The sequence below is a fragment of the Pseudacidovorax intermedius genome (assembly GCF_001476815.1).
In the GTDB taxonomy this organism is placed as follows: Bacteria; Pseudomonadota; Gammaproteobacteria; order Burkholderiales; family Burkholderiaceae_C; genus Xenophilus; species Xenophilus intermedius_A.
On the sequence record NZ_LDSL01000061.1, the window covers coordinates 12,294 to 30,738 of the forward strand.

Below are 18,445 nucleotides of genomic sequence, written 5' to 3' on the forward strand. Positions count from 1 at the left end.
AAAGCCTGTTCGCACGAGACGAGCAGTGCGCAGGCCGCTGCGCGCTCGTCCTACGCGGCGGCGCCGGCATGGCGGATACAAACCTGCGTTGTCGCGCTGACGGCCTTTTGGCGAGCCGAAGACTCCCTGGAGACGCATGACCTTCCAAGACCCCCGACCCGCCCAGGCGAGCCACCGACTCCTCGATGCCTACCGGCAAATACGGGCTCACAGCCTGTCGCTGGCGGCGCCGCTGTCTGCCGAGGACCAGTGCATCCAGTCGATGCCCGATGCCAGCCCCACCAAGTGGCATCTGGCGCACACCACCTGGTTCTTCGAGGCCGTGCTGCTGGACCACCATGTGCCTGCCTACGAGGCCTTCGACCGGCGCCTGCACTACCTGTTCAACTCCTATTACGAAGCGCTCGGCCCGCGCCATCCACGCCCGCACCGTGGTCTGCTCACCCGGCCTTCGCTCGACGAGGTGCTGGCCTTCCGCCGCCACGTGGATGCGGCCGTGGAAGCGCTGTTGGCCACGGCCGATGAACAGGCTCTGGCACGCATCGCCCCGGTGCTGACGCTGGGCTTGAACCATGAACAGCAGCACCAGGAACTGCTGCTGACCGACATCCTGCATGCCTTCTCCTGCAACCCGATGCTGCCGGCCTACCGCACGCCGGCCGCACCGGCGCTGCGTCTGGCAGCCGCGGTGCCCGAGATGCGCTGGCTGGCGCATGGCGGCGGCATCGCGGCCATCGGGCACGAGGGCGACGCCTTCGCCTTCGACAACGAAGGCCCGCGCCATGCGGTGTTGCTGCAGCCCTTCGCCATCGCCGACCGGCTCGTCACCTGCGGCGAGTTCGCGCAGTTCATCGCCGACGGCGGCTACACGCAGGCGCGATGGTGGCTGTCCGACGGCTGGGCGGCGGTGCAGTCGCAGGGCTGGCACCACCCCGCCTACTGGCTGGCGCAGGACGATCCACGCTTGGCCCTGTCGGGCCACCACGGCACGGCCGGCTGGCATGTGTTCGGGCTTGATGGCGTGCGGCCGATGCAGCCCGATGCGCCCGTGGCGCAGCTGAGTTTCTACGAGGCGGCGGCCTATGCCGAATGGGCCGGCGCCCGGCTTCCGACCGAGGCCGAATGGGAAGTTGCCGCCACGACGCTCGAGGGTTTCCGCCAGGCCGATGGGCATGTCTGGCAGTGGACCCGTTCCTCCTACGACCCCTATCCCGGCTTCCGTCCGCTGCCGGGCGTGGCCGCCGAATACAACGGCAAGTTCATGGTCGGCCAACTGGTGCTGCGCGGCGGCAGCGTGGCCACGCCGCCCGGCCATGGCCGACCGACCTACCGCAATTTCTTTCCGCCGGCCGCGCGCTGGCAATTCAGCGGGCTGCGGCTCGCGAAGGATGTGTGATGACCCCACCTGTTTCCCTCGCCCTGCAAGCCCGCATCGCCGACGACGCCAACCGGCCGTTTGCCGAAGAACTGCAGGCGGCGCTGGCCGAGCGTCCGCGCCGCATTTCGCCCAAGTGGTTCTACGACGCCAAGGGCTCGCAGTTCTTCGACCGCATCTGTGAGTTGCCCGAGTACTACCCGACGCGCACGGAACTGTCGATCCTGCGCAGCCGCGCGGCCGAGATCGCCCACCAGATCGGGCCTGATGCGGAGATCGTGGAATTCGGTGCTGGCTCGCTCGTCAAGATCCGCCTGCTGCTCGATGCCCTGCAGTCGCCGCGCCGCTTTCTGCCCATCGACATCTCGGGCGAGCACCTGCGTGGCGCCGCAGACCTGCTGCGCAACGACTATCCGGGGCTGGAAGTGACGCCGGTGGTGGCCGACTACACCCGGCCTTTCGACCTGCCGGCGCGACTGCCCGGTGCGGGCCGCCGCGTGGGTTTCTTCCCCGGCTCCACGCTGGGCAATTTCGCTCCCGACGAGGCGCTGGCGTTCCTGCGCCAGGCGGCGCGCCTGCTGCGCGGCGGCGGCCTGTTGCTGGGCGTGGACCTGGTCAAGGACCCGCAACTGCTGCACGCGGCCTACAACGACGCCCAGGGCGTGACGGCCGCCTTCAACCTCAACCTGCTGGCCCGCGCAAACGAGGAACTGGGCACCGACTTCGACCTGCAGGCCTTTTCCCATGCGGCCTTCTACAACGCGCCGCACCGCCGCATCGAAATGCACCTGGTGAGCCGCCGCGAGCAGGTGGTGACGCTGGACGGGCGCCACCACGTGTTCGAGGAAGGCGAGACGCTGCACACCGAGTACTCGCACAAGTTCACCGTCGATGGCCTTCGCGCCATGGCGGCGCGCGCCGGCTTCGGCATCGGCCCCGTGTGGACCGACCCGCAGCGCCTCTTCAGCGTGCACTGGCTGCCTGCTGCGCAATAGCGCGCCGGCAGCGACAATCGCAGCCCGCGCCAGGCGACGGCGCGACGACCTCTTGCCGACATGAAAGCTACCTGGAACGGCGTGACCATCGCCGAAAGCGACGACACCGTGCTCGTCGAGGGCAACCATTACTTCCCCGCCGACTCGCTCAAGCGCGAGTACGTCAGCTTCAGCAACCACCACACCGTGTGCCCGTGGAAGGGCACGGCGAGCTACTACTCGCTGCTGGTCAATGGCGAGCTGAACCCCGAGGCGGTGTGGTACTACCCCGACCCCAAGCCGGAGGCCGAGATGGTCAAGGACCGCGTCGCCTTCTGGAAGGGCGTGAAGGTCGAGCCTTGAACAGCGCCTTCTCCCCGCCCTTCACCCCGCCCGACGAATTGGCCGCCACGCTGCGGCAGGAGGGCTATGCCGTGCTCAACCCGCGTGGCGTGGCCGAATGGCTGGGCCTGCCGCTCGCCGAGCTGGAAGCGCTGCAGGCCGACTGGGAACAGTTGCCGCCGGACGAGTACCTCAAGGACGGCGGGCGCTACCGGCGCCGCCGCCATGCCTGCTTCACCACCGAAGGCGGCGCGCTCGTGCAGGCGCCGCACCGCGCCCACTGGCAACCGGTGGAATACAACGCGCTGCATGGCGGCATGCAGCGCTGGTTCGCGCCCATGGCGCCCGAGACCGTGGCCATGCCCGCCTGGCGCCGTCTGCTGCTCAAGACGGCCGAGGCCGCCGCCGCGTTGCGCGGCGACCAGCGCTGGTACATCGAGGCGCACCAGTTCCGAATCGACACCGAAGGCGGCATCGGCCGCCCGACGCCCGAGGGTGCACACCGCGACGGCGTGGACCTGGTGGCGGTGGCGCTGATCGGGCGCCATGGCATCAAGGGCGGCGAGACGCGCGTGTTCGAGGCCGAAGGCCGGCGCGGCGAGCGCTTTACGCTCACCGAGCCATGGACGCTGATGCTGCTGGACGATCAGCGCGTCATCCACGAGTCGACGCCGATCCAGCCGCTGGCGCCCGGCGCGCCCGGCTGGCGCGACACGCTGGTGCTGACCTGCCGCGCGGGCGGCTTCCAGGGCGACTGAGCGCCTCTGTCGGGGCCTCGGCCGCGGTCAGCCCCCATGCAGGTGGCCGCCCCCGGCGTCCTACACGTCGCGGTCGCGACCGCGGGTTACAGTGCGGCACGGCGCCGGGCGGCGGCGATGCCATGCCGCCCGGCAGGACCCCAACCACAGCGAGAGGACACCTTCATGTTCAACCACATCCTGGTTCCCATCGACGGCTCCGAGACGTCGATGCTGGCGGTGAGCAAGGCCAGCGGCCTGGCCCTGGCCTTCGGCAGCCGCATCACGCTGATCCACGTCATCGACAACTATCCCTTCATCGGCGTGGGCGCGGACTATGCCCTGGGCCAGAACGAATACCTGGCCGCCGCCACAGCCAGTGCCAACACCGCCCTGGCCCGCGGCGTGGCCGCCCTGGCTGCGGAAGGGCTGCACAGCGACCAGCGCGTGATCGACGGCCACGTGGTGCACGAGGGCATCGTGGACACCGCCAAGGCCCTGGGCTGCGATTTGATCGTGATGGGCTCCCACGGCCGAACCGGCATCGAGAAGCTGCTGTTGGGCAGCGTGACCCAGCGTGTGCTGCAGGAGGCGCCGATGCCGGTGCTGGTGGTCAAGGAGCTGGAGGTCTGAGGCCTTCGGCGGCGCCGGGTGCTGTGCCGGCGTCCTGCGCTGGCGCGAAGGGCGCCGGGCTTTCGACGCGCAGCGCCTCGCCGGTGATCGGGTGACGCAGCTGCAACACCGTCGCATGGAGCAAGAGCCGCGGCGCGGCACCGGCCACACGGGCATCGCCGTAGAGCGCATCGCCCAGGATGGGATGCCCGAGGGCGGCCATGTGCACCCTCAGCTGGTGCGAGCGGCCGGTCTCTGGCGCCAGCAGCACGTGGGTCGCGTGGCGATCGGGCAGTGGCTGCAGCGTGCGCCAGCGCGTCATGCTGGGCTTGCCGGCGGGGTCCACCTTCTGCAGCGGCCGGTTCGGCCAGTCGGCGATCAGGGGCAGGTCGATGGTCTGCCAGTGCTCGGCGTCGAGGGGTCCTTCGACGATGGCTTCGTAGCGCTTCCACACCTGCCGGGTGGCGAAAGCCTCACTCAGCGCACGTTGCACGTCCAGGCTGCGAGCCATCAGGATCAAGCCGCTGGTGGCCATGTCCAGCCGATGCACGACCAGCGCATCGGGCCAGCGGGCCTGAGCGCGGGCTGAAAGGCAGTCCTGCTTGTCCGCCCCGCGGCCCGGCACGCTCAGCAGGCCGGCGGGCTTGTCCAGCACCAGCAGGTGCGCGTCTTCATGGAGGGCGCGCACGGCGCCGGCATCGTCTTGGCTCACCGTGCGAGTCTAGGAGCCTGGCCGGTGCGGACACTCGGCCGCACTGCCGCACCGGCGCGTGCAGTGCACCGGCGAGGCCGCGCGACCTGTCGCGCGGGTCGGGCACTGCGGGCGGCGGTCAGCGGGGCGCGGCGCCGCTGGGCTATCCTCGACGCGATGCCTGTCGCTCCCGCCGCCGATCTGCCAGCCACCCCGGCGGCGACCACCTTCGCCGACCTCACGCGGGTGCGGCCCTTCATGCAGCTGTGGCTGGCGCGATTGATGGGCACGGCGGCGCAGCAGATGTTGATGGTGGCCATCGGCTGGCACATGTACGACCTGACGGGCAGCGCCTGGGACCTGGGCCTCGTGGGCCTGTACCAGTTCGCGCCTGCGCTACTGCTGGCGCTGTACGCCGGCCATGTGGTGGACCGGCTGCACCGCGGCCGCATCCTGGCGGCCTGCCTGGGCGTGCAGGCGCTGGTGGCGCTGTCGCTGCTCGTCACGCACCTGGGCGGGGGCGATTCGCGCGCATTGCTGCTGGGCCTGTCGCTGGTGCTGGGGTCGGTGCGGGCCTTCCAGATGCCCGCGCAGCAGGCGCTGACGCCGCTGCTGGTGCCGCCGCTGATGCTGCCGCGGGCGATGGCCTTCAGCTCGGCCGGCCAGCAGTCGGCCATCATCGGCGGACCGGCGCTGGGCGGTCTGCTGTTCGTGGCCGGCATGGGCGCCGTGTACGCCACCGCCATTGGCTTCCTGATCGCGGCGGGACTCCTGGCGGCCACGCTGCGCTACGCCCACAACGCGAAGCCGCGCGAACCGGTCACCGCCGAAGTGCTGCTGGCCGGCGTGCGTTTCATCTGGCAGCGCAAGCCGGTACTGGGCGCCGTCTCGCTCGACCTGTTCGCAGTGCTGCTCGGCGGCGCCGTGGCGCTGCTGCCGATCTTTGCCAAGGACATCCTGCACGTGGGTGCATGGGGCCTGGGCCTGCTGCGCGGCGCGCCGGCCGTGGGCGCCCTGGCGGCGTCGATCTGGCTCACCCGCCGGCCGGTGGAGCGGCACGTGGGCCGCACGCTCTTGATGGCGGTGGGTGTGTTCGGCCTGTGCATGGTGGCCTTCGGCCTGTCGCGCAGCTTCTGGCTGTCGCTGGTGGTGCTGGCCATCTCCGGGGCGGCGGACATGGTCAACGTGGTGATCCGCCAGACCCTGGTGCAGCTGGAGACACCGGACGCCATGCGTGGCCGCGTCAGCGCCGTCAATTCCATCTTCATCGGCGCCAGCAACCAGCTGGGCGAATTCGAATCGGGCGCCACGGCGGCGCTGCTGGGGCCCGTGGGCTCGGTGGTGGCCGGCGGCGTGGGCACGCTGCTGGTGACGCTGGCATGGTTCCGCCTGTTCCCCTCGCTGGCGCAGCGCGACCGCATGGGCACGGGGGCCGCGCGAGAATGACGGCCGGCGGGTGACCCGTCACCGGCCGATCCTCGTCACCTTGCCTGTCGCACTGCGCTGGTCGGCGCTGCGTCTCGCCCGTCTTCTGCTGTCCGCCCCTGTCTGCCCTTCCGATGCGTACCCGCTTCATCCTGATCCACACCAGCCACGCCGGCAACGTCGGCGCCACGGCCCGCGCGATGCGCACCATGGGCTTCGACGATCTGGTGCTGGTCGCGCCGCGGTGGGACAACGTGCTGCGGCGCGAGGAGACCATCCAGCGTGCCAGTGGCGCCCTCGACGTGCTGGAGAAGGCCCGCATCGTCGAGACCCTGGACGAGGCGCTGGATGGCATCACCCACCTGTGCGCCACCGCCATGGTCTCGCGCGACTTCGGCCCGCCCACCCGCGCACCGCGCGAGCACTTCAGCGAACTCGTCCAGGGCGGCGAGCAGCACGTGGGGCTGCTCTTCGGCTCCGAGCGCTTCGGCATGCGCAACGAGGACGTTTATCGCTGCCATGTGGCGCTTTCGATTCCCACCGCGCCGGATTTCGGCTCGCTCAACCTGGCGGCCGCAGTGCAGCTGCTGGCCTATGAATGGCGACAGGCGCTGGGCGGCTTCGCCGTGCGGTCGGCGGCGCCGGTCGCCCCGCCGGCGGACGCCCAGGCGGTGGCCGGCATGCTGGCGCATTGGGAAAGCGCGCTGGTCGACATCGGCTTCCTCGACCCCGCCGCACCGAAGAAGCTGATGCCGCGGCTGGCGCAGCTCTTCAACCGGGCGCAGCCGACGGTGGAGGAGATCCACATCTTGCGTGGGATTGCGAAGGCGATGGGGGAGAAGCAGCTGCTTCGGCGTTCGTGAGGATGCCTTGCTTCGCGCCGAGGGCGGCTGACTGACGCAGGTACCAGGGGCCTTGGCCTCGACGGTAGCGGGGCGTATGAGCGCCCTTGACTCTTTCAACTGGCTTGGTGGTTTGCAAAGTGGCATAACCGTGCCGCGAATTCTGCCCCATTTTTCACGGCTAGCATTGCTGTTGAGGGCGGCGGTTTTCTGATGCGATTGAGCAGTCCTGCCTGTGCATGCATTTCCACAAGCTCGTGTCCCAACATTGCTGGACCCCGGACATATCTCGGACAGAGAAAATTGTGGCCTCATCCCCATAGTTGTGTCGTAGCGAGAAAAATTACCGGAAATGCCCATAAAGCCACCGCAACAATGGACCATGTTTCTGATTCCTTGCGTATCAATGCGACGAACGATAATAGGGCACTCGCGCATATTATAGCTGCCATGCCATAGATAATGAGAGCTCCTGCAGCGGGAACCAAATAAATCCTCGGTACTGACGCCAGTTTGCTAGCGAATAGTGCTACAGCGATAGATCCAAAAATCAGCGTCAATATTGAAGCCAGAGAGAAGCCGAATTTTTTCTTTGAGATCATTTCTGATGTGAGGGAGCGCTGATATGCTCAAACCTGGCGAGTCAGTTGAGACGAATATTGGAGCCATCGAGTTTGGCTTGTCCTTTGGCCAGCGGTTGAATCGTGCTTTCCTTCACCTGAGTGTTTTCGAGGTTTACGCCGAGACTGACGCGGTTGTTTACGACTTCCAGTTTTTCGATGCGGCTGTTGGAAATGTCGAGACTCTCGATGGTGTTGCTTTCGAGTCGAAGATGGCGTGACTCCAGCCAAGAGGCATCAACCGTCGGAAGCACGCAATTGCGGATCAGAGAATACCGGTTATTCGGCGCCTTGCTCCATTCCTCAGGGCTCAGGGGCCTGCCGGCACCCAGACCCACAGCAAGATTCAGGTCGCTGCCGAAATTGCACTGATCAAGCAGGACCTCATCCGCACTGTCCATGCCGATCTCAAATGAGAAATTTCTCCTTTTCCCGAAAATTTGGCATTGGGACATTGTTAGCTTGCCCATGCTCTTTGCGCTTGCATTCAGGTAGCCGCCCCTGACACGCTCGACAAGAACATTTCCTGCTATTTCAGCGTCTCTCATATCTAAAAAATCGATATTGGTATCTTGGATAACGACGCTTTGCAGCTTGCAACCAGCCATGTCGAATTTGCTTCTCAGGTTGGAGGACTGGATTATTATCTCTGCCCGATCAAAGTTCTCGCCACTAGCCGCCTTGCTATCCGTCCATACCTCTGTATTTTCTGTTTCGCAATCTGCTAGACTAATTTTTTTATAACCTGCGATTGAGAAACATTTTATGTTGCATTTAAAAAAACTCGCATCTCCGCGGCTGCCGATCCCACCCCAATTGTTTTTGTCTTCGTCATGTCCCTGAAACTGGCAGTCTTCAAACCGCACGTTTTTACTGCCACTGTAATCGAGAACAATAGTTCTGCCTTGTGCTTTGCAACGTACATAGCGAAGGGAGTCCGCCTTTCCCCAGCTTATTACTCCCGAAAAAAAAGCAGTCTTCAAACGTTGTGTTTTTTAGATCCTTCAGTTTTATTTCATAGATTCCTAGAAAATCACAATTGACAAAATGAATATTTTTCCAACTTAATTCAATGAAATTGACTCCAGAAATTTCCGCATTCTTAATAACCAGCAGATCATCCCCATTTTCGCGCAATCTTAATTCTGGGTCACTTAAGTAACTAAATATTTTCTCAAAATATTTAATATTTTGTTTTGGTCTCATTGCGTGATCTTTCTCATGTGTTAAGCCGAAAAAAATGACTGCCCAATTAAAAAACGAGCGGCGTTTCATTTTATTTTTCAATATTCCGATGAATTATTTCTTTTGTTCTATAATAACCTTTTGTTTCATAATTTTTAAACAAAAAATTCCAATCAGTAACCTCCCCACGCTCTCCTTGGCATCGCTGGAAAGCCCAAGTCCGAAGGCCCCAGTCGGATTTTCCTGCCCAGACATCCAAAGGAAAGAGCCAAGGATCCGTGAAGTCCATGTCTGCGCTCCAGTCTTCCTTGTTCACCGTGGGTTTTTTGAGCGTCACTTCAAGGAATGCTTGTTCGACGGAGCGCGCTCGATTCCCTCGGTTTTCGTCATCAGGCCCCGCGTGCGCATCCAGCGAACTGTTCAATAGATCGAGATGCCCTTTGTCGAGCGTCATGGTCAGCAGCTTTCCGTCAATGTCCAGTTGGGGCGATAGAAGGTGCCACGTCTTCAGTGCTTTGCTGCCCCGTCCTTCACCTCCCTCAAACACCCAAATCCGAACGCCTTCGATGCAATCCAGCCGTGCCACCGTGGGACTGAGCTTGATGGGCACACGCCCGCCGCTATCGGGCAACTGGACCGGCTCGAAGGTCAGCGGCGGCACGATCTTCTTTGTTGGGTCGGTGCTCATCACCGCCAGATAGTCCAGGGCCACGCACAGGCGCGGCCTTTCGTTGAGCGGACGGCCGGCGCTGCGGCTGCTACGCAGCGTCTTGATCTGGTGGATCAGCCGCTCGGCCGGGTTCAGCAAGGTGCCCGAGGGTGGGCGAAGGGTCCAGCTGTCGAGCTCGTGGTCGAGGTTCTGCTTGCCGATGGGGCCGCCACAGCTGGAGACGATGAAGCGCGTGTGCTCGCGCGCACCGCCGGGCTGCGGGCCCTGAATGCCCGGATCGCGGGCGCTTTGCACTTCGATGCCGCGCACGGGCGTGCGGGCGTTCTGGCCGGCGATGGTCTGCATCTGGCGCCAGGCGACCTCGTAGACGCCGCTGCGGTGGCTGTGGCCGCTGAAATGCCAGTCCACGCAGACGTCGGCGGGCACGTGTGTGCTGTAGGGGCCATCGGTGGCGCCGGCAGCGCGCACGGCGGTCTCGAAGTAGCGCGCCTGGTTGATTTCGCAGGTGCCGGTGTTGACCTGGTTGAAGCCGGCCCAGGCGACGGGATTGCCCGGCCCGCGGGGCGGCACGAAGCGCATGTCCTGCGGCGGGGCGGAATAGGCGATGGGCTCGTCGTAATTGATGAGGGTGAAGTGGCTGGCGACGGCGAGGCTGGCGCCGGGGCTGCGACGCTTGTGGTCCTGGGCCTGGGCCAGCAGGGCCAGTTGGGCTTCGCTGAAGGACTGTTGGGCGCGTGGCAGGATGGCGGTGCCTTGCCTCGACCTAGAAACGCTTCTATGTGAGCAAGTCATATTCGCTGAGGACATCGATTTGGCTGAAGAGGTTTTTATCGACGTCGGATGCCCAGGTCATTCATTCCAGGCGGATGTTGGCGCCATCGAGTTTGGCTTGCCCTTTCGCCAGCGGTTGAATTCTGCTTTTCTCAACTTGAGTGTTTTTTAAATTAACCTCCAAGCTGATTCGGTTGTCTACGACTTCAAGCTTTCCGATGCGGCTGTTGGAAATATCAAGACTTTCGATGGTGTTGTTTTCGATTCGAAGATGGCGTGACTCAAGCCAAGAAGCATCTAAGATGGGGAATGTGCTATTGCGAATAACAGTAGATCTGTTCTTGGCGATGTTCTGCCATTCATCATTTTCCAAGGGGCCACCTGCGCCAAGGCCAACGGATAAATTCAGATCACTGCCGAAATTGCACTGATCTATTAGCACCTCGTCAGCTGCCGCTAATCCGAGCTCAAAAGAGAATTTCCTCCTTCTGCCGAAAATTTGACATTGGGACATGGCCAGCTTGCCCAAGCTTTTGGCGCTTGCATTGACATAGCCTCCTTGCACGCGTTCAAGATATACATCGCCCTTGATGCTTGATCCGCTTAGATCGAAATTGTTTATATTTGTATCGCTAATCGACAATGACTGAAGGTTTGCTGATCGTATTTGAAAACTCCCGCGAAGAATGCTGTTTTTGACAGAAATTTGTGCGTTCAAGAAGTTGACGCCGCTATTGGCCTCGCTATCAGTGTGAATGGAAACGTTTTCGCACTCGCAATCTTCGATATCGAGCTTTGCATCCCCGGCCCATTTGAACCATTTTGCGTAGCATCTGAGGTACTTTATTTCTCCTTCTGATCCAATAGTTCCCTGCTGATTTTTGTCTGGACTCGGCCCAACAAATCTACATGCTTCGAACACGGTGTCTGTGCTCCCCCTTTCCGCAAACATCACTGATGCTCCGGACCAAGAGCATCGTATGAATCTAACGCTTTTTGTAACTCCAAAACTTAAAATTCCGGAGAATCTGCAATCTTCATATTTAACATTAATTGAATTCTTCGGTGCTATCTCATACATTCCAAAAAAATCGCAATTTTTAAAAATAATGTTTGACCAAATTACGCCTTTGAAGGGCTCTCCGGAAAAAATTGCATTCTCAACAATAATTAATGACTGCCCAAATTTTTTTTCTCTGAGCCCATCATCTTTTAGAGATTCAAAAATTTCTCCAAATTGATTTATATTTTTTTTGTTCATGAGGGCCTCTGTTTTAAGTGCCGGAATGCTAAAAATGGAACCTAGAATTAAAATGCGTCTGCGCATTATTTTGAAGCCAATTTAATTATTCTATCTTTTTCTGAATAGTTTTTTTCTTTGTAATTGTCAAATAAAAAATCCCAATCAGGCACCTCCCCGCGCTCCCCTTGACAGCGTTGGAACGCCCAAGTCCGAAGGCCCCAGTCGGATTTCCCTGCCCAGATATCCAAAGGAAAGACCCAAGGATCCGTGAAGTCCATGTCTGCGCTCCAGTCTTCTTTTTTGACACTGGGTTTTTTGAGGATCACTTCAAAGAATGCTTGTTCAATGCCACGACCGCGATTGTCTTGATCGCCCCCGTCAGCGTCCGAATAAGCATCAATCGCTCTGTTTAATATTTCAACATGGCCCTCCTTTAGCTGCATCGTTGATTCCTTTTGGCTTGAAAAGAAATCAGGTGACAAAAGATGCCAGGTCTTTTTGGCTGCAGGGCCTCGCCTTTCACCCCCCTCGAACACCCAAATCCGAACGCCCTCGATGCAGTCCAGCCGTGCCAGCGTGGGACTGAGCTTGATGGGCACACGCCCGCCGCTATCGGGCAACTGGACCGGCTCGAAGGTCAGCGGCGGCACGATCTTCTTTTTTGGGTCGGTGCTCATCACCGCCAGATAGTCCAGGGCCACGCACAGGCGCGGCCTTTCGTTGAGCGGACGGCCAGCGCTGCGGCTGCTGCGCAGGGTCTTGATCTGGTGGATCAGCCGCTCGGCCGGGTTCAGCAAGGTGCCCGAGGGCGGGCGAAGGGTCCAGCTGTCGAGCTCATGGTCGAGGTTCTGCTTGCCGATGGGGCCGCCGCAGCTGGAGACGATGAAGCGCGTGTGCTCGCGTGCGCCGCCGGGCTGCGGGCCCTGGATGCCCGGATCGCGGGCGCTTTGCACTTCGATGCCGCGCACGGGCGTGCGGGCGTTCTGGCCGGCGATGGTCTGCATCTGGCGCCAGGCGACCTCGTAGACGCCGCTGCGGTGGCTGTGGCCGCTGAAATGCCAGTCCACGCAGACGTCGGCGGGCACGTGTGTGCTGTAGGGGCCATCGGTGGCGCCGGCAGCGCGCACGGCGGTCTCGAAGTAGCGCGCCTGGTTGATTTCGCAGGTGCCGGTGTTGACCTGGTTGAAGCCGGCCCAGGCGACGGGGTTGCCCGGCCCGCGGGGCGGCACGAAGCGCATGTGCTGCGGTGGGGCGGAATAGGCGATGGGCTCGTCGTAGTTGATGAGGGTGAAGTGGCTGGCGACGGCGAGGCTGGCGCCAGGGCTGCGACGCTTGTGGTCCTGGGCCTGGGCCAGCAGGGCCAGTTGGGCTTCGCTGAAGGACTGTTGGGCGCGTGGCAGGATGCCGGTGCCTTGTCGGTCCACGCCGCCGAGCAGGCCACTCGTCAGGTTTTTGAAGTTTTCCCCTTGTCCCCAGCCCAGCAGGGCCAGGACCTGGGTGGCCGGCGGGCCGCGGTCGGGCTCCGCGCCGAAGGCGATGACAGCATCCTCCAACGGCGTGAACAGCGTGTAGAACCAGTCGTAGTTGTCGACGCGGTAGTTGTTGCCTGTCAGGGCCTGGGCATAGGCGGGCCCATAGGCGAGGGCCGCCTCGTAGATGGTCATGTTGTGGTCGGCGGCGATGCCTTCGTTGGCCCTGTTCGGGCTCCAGGCGCTGGCCTTGTCGAAGTCCTTGTAGGTCGCGGCCAAGTCGTCGATCTCAAGGTTCTTGCTCCAGTTGACGGCCTTCTTTCCAGCCCAGGCGACCGGCCCGATGCGGCTCAGGCTCTGCTTCTGGCCTCGCACCACAACGGTTTGGGTCTCGCTCATCTGCCGCTCGCGGCCCCATCGCCCTTGTTCCAGCGCATCGGTGGTGTCTTCCAGCACGCCCATGGCCGCGCCCCACTCGTTGATGCGGGGGCTGATGCCGTACGGGACGCTGTAGGCCTCGTGGTTGCCGCTGGTCATGAACACGGGCAGCTTCAGGCGCGTGTAGGCATGCCGCACCAGGCTGAAGGCCAGCAGGTCGTCTTGCCCTCGCGGGTACAGGCCGGGCGTGTCCAACTGGTTCATGACGTTGAATCGCTTCCACTGCTCGGCAATGGTGTCGCCGACCTGGCCCGGGTTGATGTTGCGGTTGAAGTCGATCAGGTCGCCGGTGAGCAGCAGGGCGGTGTCCGGCTTGCCGGCGGCGCCGAACTGGTCGAACAGTTGCTTGAGGGCGTTGAAGCTGTTGCACACGCGCTGGCCCACGGGCGGCTGGGTGAACTTGGCGTCCTCGATCACCTTGGCGGGCGACTTCGCCAGGGCGCAATGGCGCACGTTGATGTGCACGTCGCTCAGGTGTCCCAGCTTCAGCGGCTGGTTGCTGTCTAGGCGGATGACCGGATGCCAGGCGGCCAGGCGCTGCTGGCCCTCGACCAGGGCGCGGGCGTTGGCGGCTGTGGCGTCGACGTCGTACTCCAGCAGGCCGGCTTCGAGGCCGCGAGGCGCCACGCTGCCATTGGCAGACAGATGGCGGTGTCGAGGGTCGCGGGTCTGCGCGCCGAGGAAGGCCTCGACGAACAGGTCCTGCGCGTGCACGGTTTCGGCGGCGCACAGGGTGGGATAGTCCTTCTTCTGCTGCGCGGTGGGGCGCACCATCCAGGCGAAGCTCTTGAAGCTGCCGGATTCGGGGGCATTGGCCAATTCGGCCAAGTCGAGTTCGATCTCGTAGACCTGGCCGCCGCCGAAGCCGGCCGCCGCATAAGCGCCGACCGCCTGGGGGCTGAGGGTGGCGAAGGCCTCGCCGCGCTGGTTGTAGATCAGGGTGCCCGCAGCGAACTTGCCCACGCGCCAGACCTTGATGGCGCGCCGGGCTTTGGTGCAGTCGGGGCCGTCGCCGGTCAGGCCGCCCACACTGATATCGGCGGCCGGCTTGATACCGTCCATGCCGACCAGGCGCAGGTGGCGCGCGACGATGGCGCAGGCGGCGCCCGGGCCTTCACCGCCCATGGGCGTGACGATGGCCTGGCGGTCGAGCGTGTAGCGGCCCCGGTCGGTGTCCGGCACACCCAGGGCGGGCGCGGCGATGAAAAGGCTGCATTTCTGTTGCGCGGGCGTCAGCAGGAGCGGCGTTCCCAGGCTGGGATAGAGGATCAGGGCTGCCAGTTGCGGCGGCTCGCTGCAGTCGCACAGGGCGCCGGGGGTGTCGGATGTGCTCATTGGAGGAACTGGGGGCAGCCCGTCAGGCCGTGGTCGATTTGGAGAGGGCGTGCGTCATCGCCGCCGTTCGGGCTTCATAGCTGCGGATCAGCGCGGCGTCCCGGTCCTGAAGCCAGCCGTGTCTGACGGAGGCAGGGAGGGTGGTCAGCAGGGCGTCGAGCGTGGGCGGCGCACTTTCTGCCGAGTCGGACTGCGAGGGCGGGGCGGCAAGAGCCTTTGCCAGCGCAGGGTGGGTGTGAAACGCCGCATGCGTCAGCAGTGCCTGCCGGCAGGCGGTCAAATGTTCGTTCCAGGTGACGAGGCCGGCGCCGGTGGCAAAGTCCATCGCTTCGCGGGCGATGCCTCGCTGCAGCAGCGGATGCATCCGGGCCATCCAGTGGGCGTCCGGGTGCCGGGTTTCCTCGAGTTCCTCGGCCAGAAGAGCAGCGGCCAGTTGCGGTGCGCCGATGGTGGCGAGCGCATCGCTCCATGCGCGGGACAGGCGCATGGGTTGGGTGTGACGCATGGGCGCCGTTCGCCCAGGGCCGGACAGGCGCCGCGCTTGGCCCTGGGCATCCCACCCTGCCCACCAGGTCATGGGTTGCAGGAAGGCGCGACGCGCTTCCGCGGGCCAGTGTTCGACGGCATCGAAACCGATGCGCGGGTCGAAGTAGCGCAAGAGCACCGGCACGTCTTCATCGCCGCCTTCCAGGCGGGCATGCAGGAAGCTGCGCAGGTGGGCGGCCAGCGGGGCCAGCTTGATGGGGCTGGCCAGCAGGGTCAGTGCGTCATCGCAGGCCTGGGCACTCAAGGCGCTCAGCAGCGAGGCGTCGCGGGCGGGCGGCAAGGCGATCAGCCAGGGACCGGCATCGGCCATGTCCGCTTCCGGCGTCTGCAGGAACAGCTGCTCATGGTCCAGCCCATGCGCTTCGAGCAAGGAGGCGGGATCCACTGCATGGCATTGGCCGGCGATGACAAGGGCGTAGTGGCGCCGCGTGGGCAGGCCGGGGGCCGGAGCCCCGGCACTGGCGGGGGCCAGCCATTGGCCGATCTGTCTTTGCCGCGCCTGATGCAGCGCTGTCGTGAACGCGAGGTGGGCTGCCTGCACGGCTTCACGGCTGCCGGGTGAGTGAGGGGAGTGCACGGCCATACCTTCAGGTCTGGGGGACGGCGGCCGATCCGCGACGCAGGGCGCGCTGCATGCATTCCCAACACACCTTGGCAGGCTGGGGCACGGCACGCGAGTCGTCCAGCGGGGTGGCATGGCTGGCCGCATGCTCGATCCAGACGCCGGCCGTGCCGTGCAGGATGCCGCTGGCGCGCCATTCGCTGAAACTGGTGCCGCCGTTGATCTCCACGGACTTGCTGGCTTCGATGTAGACCGTGTCTTCGGTGCTGTGGATGGCCACGTCCTGCAGGGCGGTGAGCTTCATCGCGTCGCTCTGCGCCTCGATTCGGATGTCGCCCTCGCTGGCGATGGCACGCAGGCCATGTTCCAGCGTGAAGAAGCGCAGGCCCTCGGCCGCTGCGGCGAGCAGCCGGCGCCCGATGCTCCAGGCCGTGTGGGTGCCGCTGGTGACCTGGAACTGCGTGCCGCTGTGGCTCTGGAGATCCTGGTTGGTCGTGATGGCCAGGCCAGCGGGCGTATCAAGCACCAGGTGCGCATCCGCCAGTTCAGGAAAGCGTCCGGCGGCGGCATCGGCCGCACCCTGACCCTGGATCGCACGGTTCTGCCGCCGGACGTCCTGGGCGACATGGGCTTGGTCGTCGTCCTGCTGCTGCGCCTTGGCCGTGACGGCCGCCTGATGCAGACCCTCGATCTGGTCCCGCCCGCCGGTGAGCCGGGCCACGGCATTGCGCAGAACCTTGACGTGCTCGGCCGCATGGGGCCGCCCCTCGGTGGAGATCAGCATGCCGTCCTGCGCCCGCAGCACGCCGTGCCCGTCGGTGCGCAACTCGAAGCCTTCGCCTCGCGCCTCCTTGCGCCCCTCGTTGTCCTCGATGCGCGTGATGCTGCCCAGGCTCAGGCTCGAATGCTGGTGGTCGCTCTTGAGCTGCGCCTGGATGCGCCCGGCCGTGTCGTCCATCACCAGGTGGTTGCTGCGCCCCGCCGCGCTGTTGCCGCCGCCTTCCGCGAGCTCGCGGCTTCGGAAGCCGCTGAGCGCCGACTGCTGCGGCAACGCCCACGGCGGCAGGTTCAGCTGGTTGTGCAGCCGCCCCGTGCAGATCGGCAGGTCCGGATCGCCGGCGATGAAATCGACCACGACCTCCTGCCCGATGCGCGGGATGTGCACGCCGCCCAGCTGGTTGCCCGCCCACGGGCTGGAGACACGCACCCAGCAACTGCTGTGCTGGTTCTCCCGGCCCTGCCGGTCCCAGGGGAACTGCACCTTGATGCGGCCCAGTTCGTCCGTCCACAGGTTCTGCCCCTCGGGGCCCACCACCAGCGCCGTCTGGGGGCCATGGGTGTGCGGCTTGATCCGGGTGATGTCTGGGCGCAGCGGCTCGGTGATCGGGTGGGCCGTCAGGTCGACTTTCACGCGCCAGTGCTGCTGGCGGTCAGGGGCGGCATCCCGGACCTGGCTGTCCGGCCCGGTGTCCTCCACCAGCAGGTCGGTCTCCAGGATCAGGTAGTCGGCATTGGCCGCATTCCTGGGGTGGTTCTGCAGGGTGAAGGTGAAACCCGGCACCATGGCGCGCAGGTTGCCGCTGGCGCGGGCACGGGCGCCCGCGGTGCGCAGCGCCTGCATGCGCAGCCGGGCGATCAGATCGCCTTCGGCGCGCGGGTCGTTCGGGGACGCTGTCCCGGCGTTCGGCTGGGCGTAGTGGCTGCCACCCAGGTCGGCATGCCAAGCGTAGACCTCGGCATCGGCGAAGCCGGTGGGCCGGGCATCGGTGCGGCTCGCGCGCAGGTCGGCGCGGGGGCGGGTGTAGTCGTAGTCGCGGCTGCTGTAGCGCCCCGGGGTGAGGCGGCTGTCGGGCACGAAGGCGTGGAGGTACTCGGCATCGAGCTTCCAGCCGGGCGGGTGGTAGTCCACCTGCCGGTAGGCCTGGCTGGGGTTGGGCAGGTAGGCGCCCAGGTGGTCCGAGAGCACGAGGCGGTGGGCGCTGTCGTCGTGCTCGAAGTGGTAGCTGATGCCCCATTCCTGGCACAGGCGCTCGAAGAAGGCGAAGTCGCTCTCGTTGAACTGGGTCTGGTAGTCGCGGATGGGGTAGCGCTCGAGCAGGCGCTTGTCGACGGGGAAGGGATAGTCGGCGAGGACGGCATCCAGGATGTCCACGACGGTGGCGTTCTGGAAGATGCGGCAGTCGGCGTTGAGGGTGGCCAGGTGCAGCCAGGGGCGCAGCACGAGGCGGTACTGCAGGTGGCGGCCTTCCTCGCCGACCAAGGCAGCCTCGGTGATGAGGGCGTTGATCTGGCGCAGACCGGCGCCGACGGCATCCACGGCCTCACCAACCGCACCGGGGAGAAAGTAACCCGAGCCATCGAGTTCGATCTCGCAGCAGATCTCCCGGCCGATGAGGGCGTCGAGGTCGAGGTTGGCGCAGGCCTCGGCCAGGGCGCCGGGGTTCAGGGAATCCGGGGTCTGCAGCATCAGCTCGTAGCAGAAGAGGGTGTTGACACCCTCGTGGCCCGCAAGACGCACCGGGTGCAGCAGCGGCTCGCCGGCAAAGAGGGGCAGCGCGGGTGAGCTCACCCGCAGCGTGTGTGACAGCGTGGACATGGTTCTCTCCCT

At 64.4% G+C, this 18,445-nt stretch carries 15 protein-coding genes; 7 read left to right on the forward strand and 8 right to left on the reverse strand.

The genetic code is table 11. The features are described from left to right. Positions 1–136: 136 nt before the first annotated feature. The 5 genes from egtB (at position 137) to NS331_RS10135 (ending at position 4,061) form a co-directional block, all read left to right on the forward strand. A complete protein-coding gene (gene egtB, locus NS331_RS10115; RefSeq protein WP_058641870.1) occupies positions 137–1,396 on the forward strand; it encodes an ergothioneine biosynthesis protein EgtB in 1,260 nt (419 codons plus the stop codon). After that, entirely contained in the window at positions 1,396–2,370 is a 975-nt protein-coding gene (egtD, locus tag NS331_RS10120) for an L-histidine N(alpha)-methyltransferase (RefSeq protein ID WP_058641871.1), read from the forward strand. The genes egtB and egtD overlap by 1 nt, the downstream gene beginning before the upstream one ends. Before the next feature lie 60 nt (positions 2,371–2,430). Continuing rightward, positions 2,431–2,712 carry a DUF427 domain-containing protein gene (locus NS331_RS10125; RefSeq protein ID WP_058641872.1) on the forward strand — a complete coding sequence of 94 codons (282 nt, stop codon included), beginning with the start codon at positions 2,431–2,433 and terminating at the stop codon, positions 2,710–2,712. Next, positions 2,709–3,449: a 2OG-Fe dioxygenase family protein gene (locus tag NS331_RS10130; protein ID WP_058641873.1), complete on the forward strand. Its 741-nt coding sequence runs from the start codon at positions 2,709–2,711 to the stop codon at positions 3,447–3,449. Before NS331_RS10125 ends, NS331_RS10130 begins: the two co-directional genes overlap by 4 nt. 165 nt (positions 3,450–3,614) lie before the next feature. Then, positions 3,615–4,061 (forward strand): universal stress protein, encoded by a 447-nt coding sequence (locus NS331_RS10135; RefSeq protein ID WP_017759115.1) that lies wholly within the window; start codon positions 3,615–3,617, stop codon positions 4,059–4,061. On the opposite strand, the gene NS331_RS10140 is transcribed toward NS331_RS10135, so the two are convergent. Next, positions 4,042–4,752 carry an RluA family pseudouridine synthase gene (locus tag NS331_RS10140; RefSeq protein WP_082702382.1) on the reverse strand — a complete coding sequence of 237 codons (711 nt, stop codon included), beginning with the start codon at positions 4,750–4,752 and terminating at the stop codon, positions 4,042–4,044. The genes NS331_RS10135 and NS331_RS10140 overlap by 20 nt on opposite strands. A gap of 156 nt (positions 4,753–4,908) precedes the next feature. On the opposite strand from NS331_RS10140, the gene NS331_RS10145 reads away from it, so the two are divergent. Further along, positions 4,909–6,177 (forward strand): MFS transporter, encoded by a 1,269-nt coding sequence (locus NS331_RS10145; protein WP_082702383.1) that lies wholly within the window; start codon positions 4,909–4,911, stop codon positions 6,175–6,177. A 113-nt stretch (positions 6,178–6,290) separates the two neighbouring features. Then, positions 6,291–7,019: an RNA methyltransferase gene (locus NS331_RS10150; protein WP_058641874.1), complete on the forward strand. Its 729-nt coding sequence runs from the start codon at positions 6,291–6,293 to the stop codon at positions 7,017–7,019. A 622-nt stretch (positions 7,020–7,641) separates the two neighbouring features. Here NS331_RS10150 and NS331_RS26115 read toward each other — a convergent pair. The 7 genes from NS331_RS26115 to NS331_RS10175 all read right to left on the reverse strand — a co-directional run bounded on the left by NS331_RS26115 (position 7,642) and on the right by NS331_RS10175 (position 18,433). Further along, positions 7,642–8,484: a hypothetical protein gene (locus NS331_RS26115; RefSeq protein WP_153012805.1), complete on the reverse strand. Its 843-nt coding sequence runs from the start codon at positions 8,482–8,484 to the stop codon at positions 7,642–7,644. Between the two features lie 4 nt (positions 8,485–8,488). Next, entirely contained in the window at positions 8,489–8,893 is a 405-nt protein-coding gene (locus NS331_RS26120) for a hypothetical protein (protein WP_153012806.1), read from the reverse strand. Between the two features lies 1 nt (position 8,894). Next, positions 8,895–10,280, reverse strand: a complete 1,386-nt coding sequence (locus NS331_RS10160; RefSeq protein ID WP_153012807.1) for a hypothetical protein — start codon at positions 10,278–10,280, stop codon at positions 8,895–8,897. Between the two features lie 46 nt (positions 10,281–10,326). After that, on the reverse strand, positions 10,327–11,505 hold the full coding sequence (locus NS331_RS26125; protein ID WP_153012808.1) for a hypothetical protein: 1,179 nt from the start codon (positions 11,503–11,505) through the stop codon (positions 10,327–10,329). A gap of 65 nt (positions 11,506–11,570) precedes the next feature. Further along, the gene (locus NS331_RS10165; protein ID WP_058641877.1) at positions 11,571–14,729 is read right to left on the reverse strand and encodes a metallophosphoesterase; all 3,159 of its coding nucleotides are present in this window, start codon (positions 14,727–14,729) and stop codon (positions 11,571–11,573) included. A gap of 22 nt (positions 14,730–14,751) precedes the next feature. Next, positions 14,752–15,858 (reverse strand): DUF4123 domain-containing protein, encoded by a 1,107-nt coding sequence (locus tag NS331_RS10170; protein WP_193758076.1) that lies wholly within the window; start codon positions 15,856–15,858, stop codon positions 14,752–14,754. A gap of 4 nt (positions 15,859–15,862) precedes the next feature. Next, the gene (locus NS331_RS10175) at positions 15,863–18,433 is read right to left on the reverse strand and encodes a type VI secretion system Vgr family protein (protein WP_058641879.1); all 2,571 of its coding nucleotides are present in this window, start codon (positions 18,431–18,433) and stop codon (positions 15,863–15,865) included. Between the last annotated feature and the right edge of the window lie 12 nt (positions 18,434–18,445).

Excerpts from the sequence above, each read along its gene's own strand:
- NS331_RS10150 (WP_058641874.1), top strand. The coding sequence starts at position 6,291 with ATGCGTACCCGCTTCATCCTGATCCACACCAGCCACGCCGGCAACGTC.
- egtD (WP_058641871.1), top strand. The coding sequence starts at position 1,396 with ATGACCCCACCTGTTTCCCTCGCCCTGCAAGCCCGCATCGCCGACGAC.
- NS331_RS10125 (WP_058641872.1), top strand. The coding sequence starts at position 2,431 with ATGAAAGCTACCTGGAACGGCGTGACCATCGCCGAAAGCGACGACACC.
- NS331_RS10175 (WP_058641879.1), bottom strand. The coding sequence starts at position 18,433 with ATGTCCACGCTGTCACACACGCTGCGGGTGAGCTCACCCGCGCTGCCC.
- NS331_RS10170 (WP_193758076.1), bottom strand. The coding sequence starts at position 15,858 with ATGGCCGTGCACTCCCCTCACTCACCCGGCAGCCGTGAAGCCGTGCAG.
- egtB (WP_058641870.1), top strand. The coding sequence starts at position 137 with ATGACCTTCCAAGACCCCCGACCCGCCCAGGCGAGCCACCGACTCCTC.
- NS331_RS10145 (WP_082702383.1), top strand. The coding sequence starts at position 4,909 with ATGCCTGTCGCTCCCGCCGCCGATCTGCCAGCCACCCCGGCGGCGACC.
- NS331_RS10160 (WP_153012807.1), bottom strand. The coding sequence starts at position 10,280 with ATGTCCTCAGCGAATATGACTTGCTCACATAGAAGCGTTTCTAGGTCG.
- NS331_RS10135 (WP_017759115.1), top strand. The coding sequence starts at position 3,615 with ATGTTCAACCACATCCTGGTTCCCATCGACGGCTCCGAGACGTCGATG.
- NS331_RS10165 (WP_058641877.1), bottom strand. The coding sequence starts at position 14,729 with ATGAGCACATCCGACACCCCCGGCGCCCTGTGCGACTGCAGCGAGCCG.
- NS331_RS26120 (WP_153012806.1), bottom strand. The coding sequence starts at position 8,893 with ATGAAACGCCGCTCGTTTTTTAATTGGGCAGTCATTTTTTTCGGCTTA.
- NS331_RS26125 (WP_153012808.1), bottom strand. The coding sequence starts at position 11,505 with ATGAACAAAAAAAATATAAATCAATTTGGAGAAATTTTTGAATCTCTA.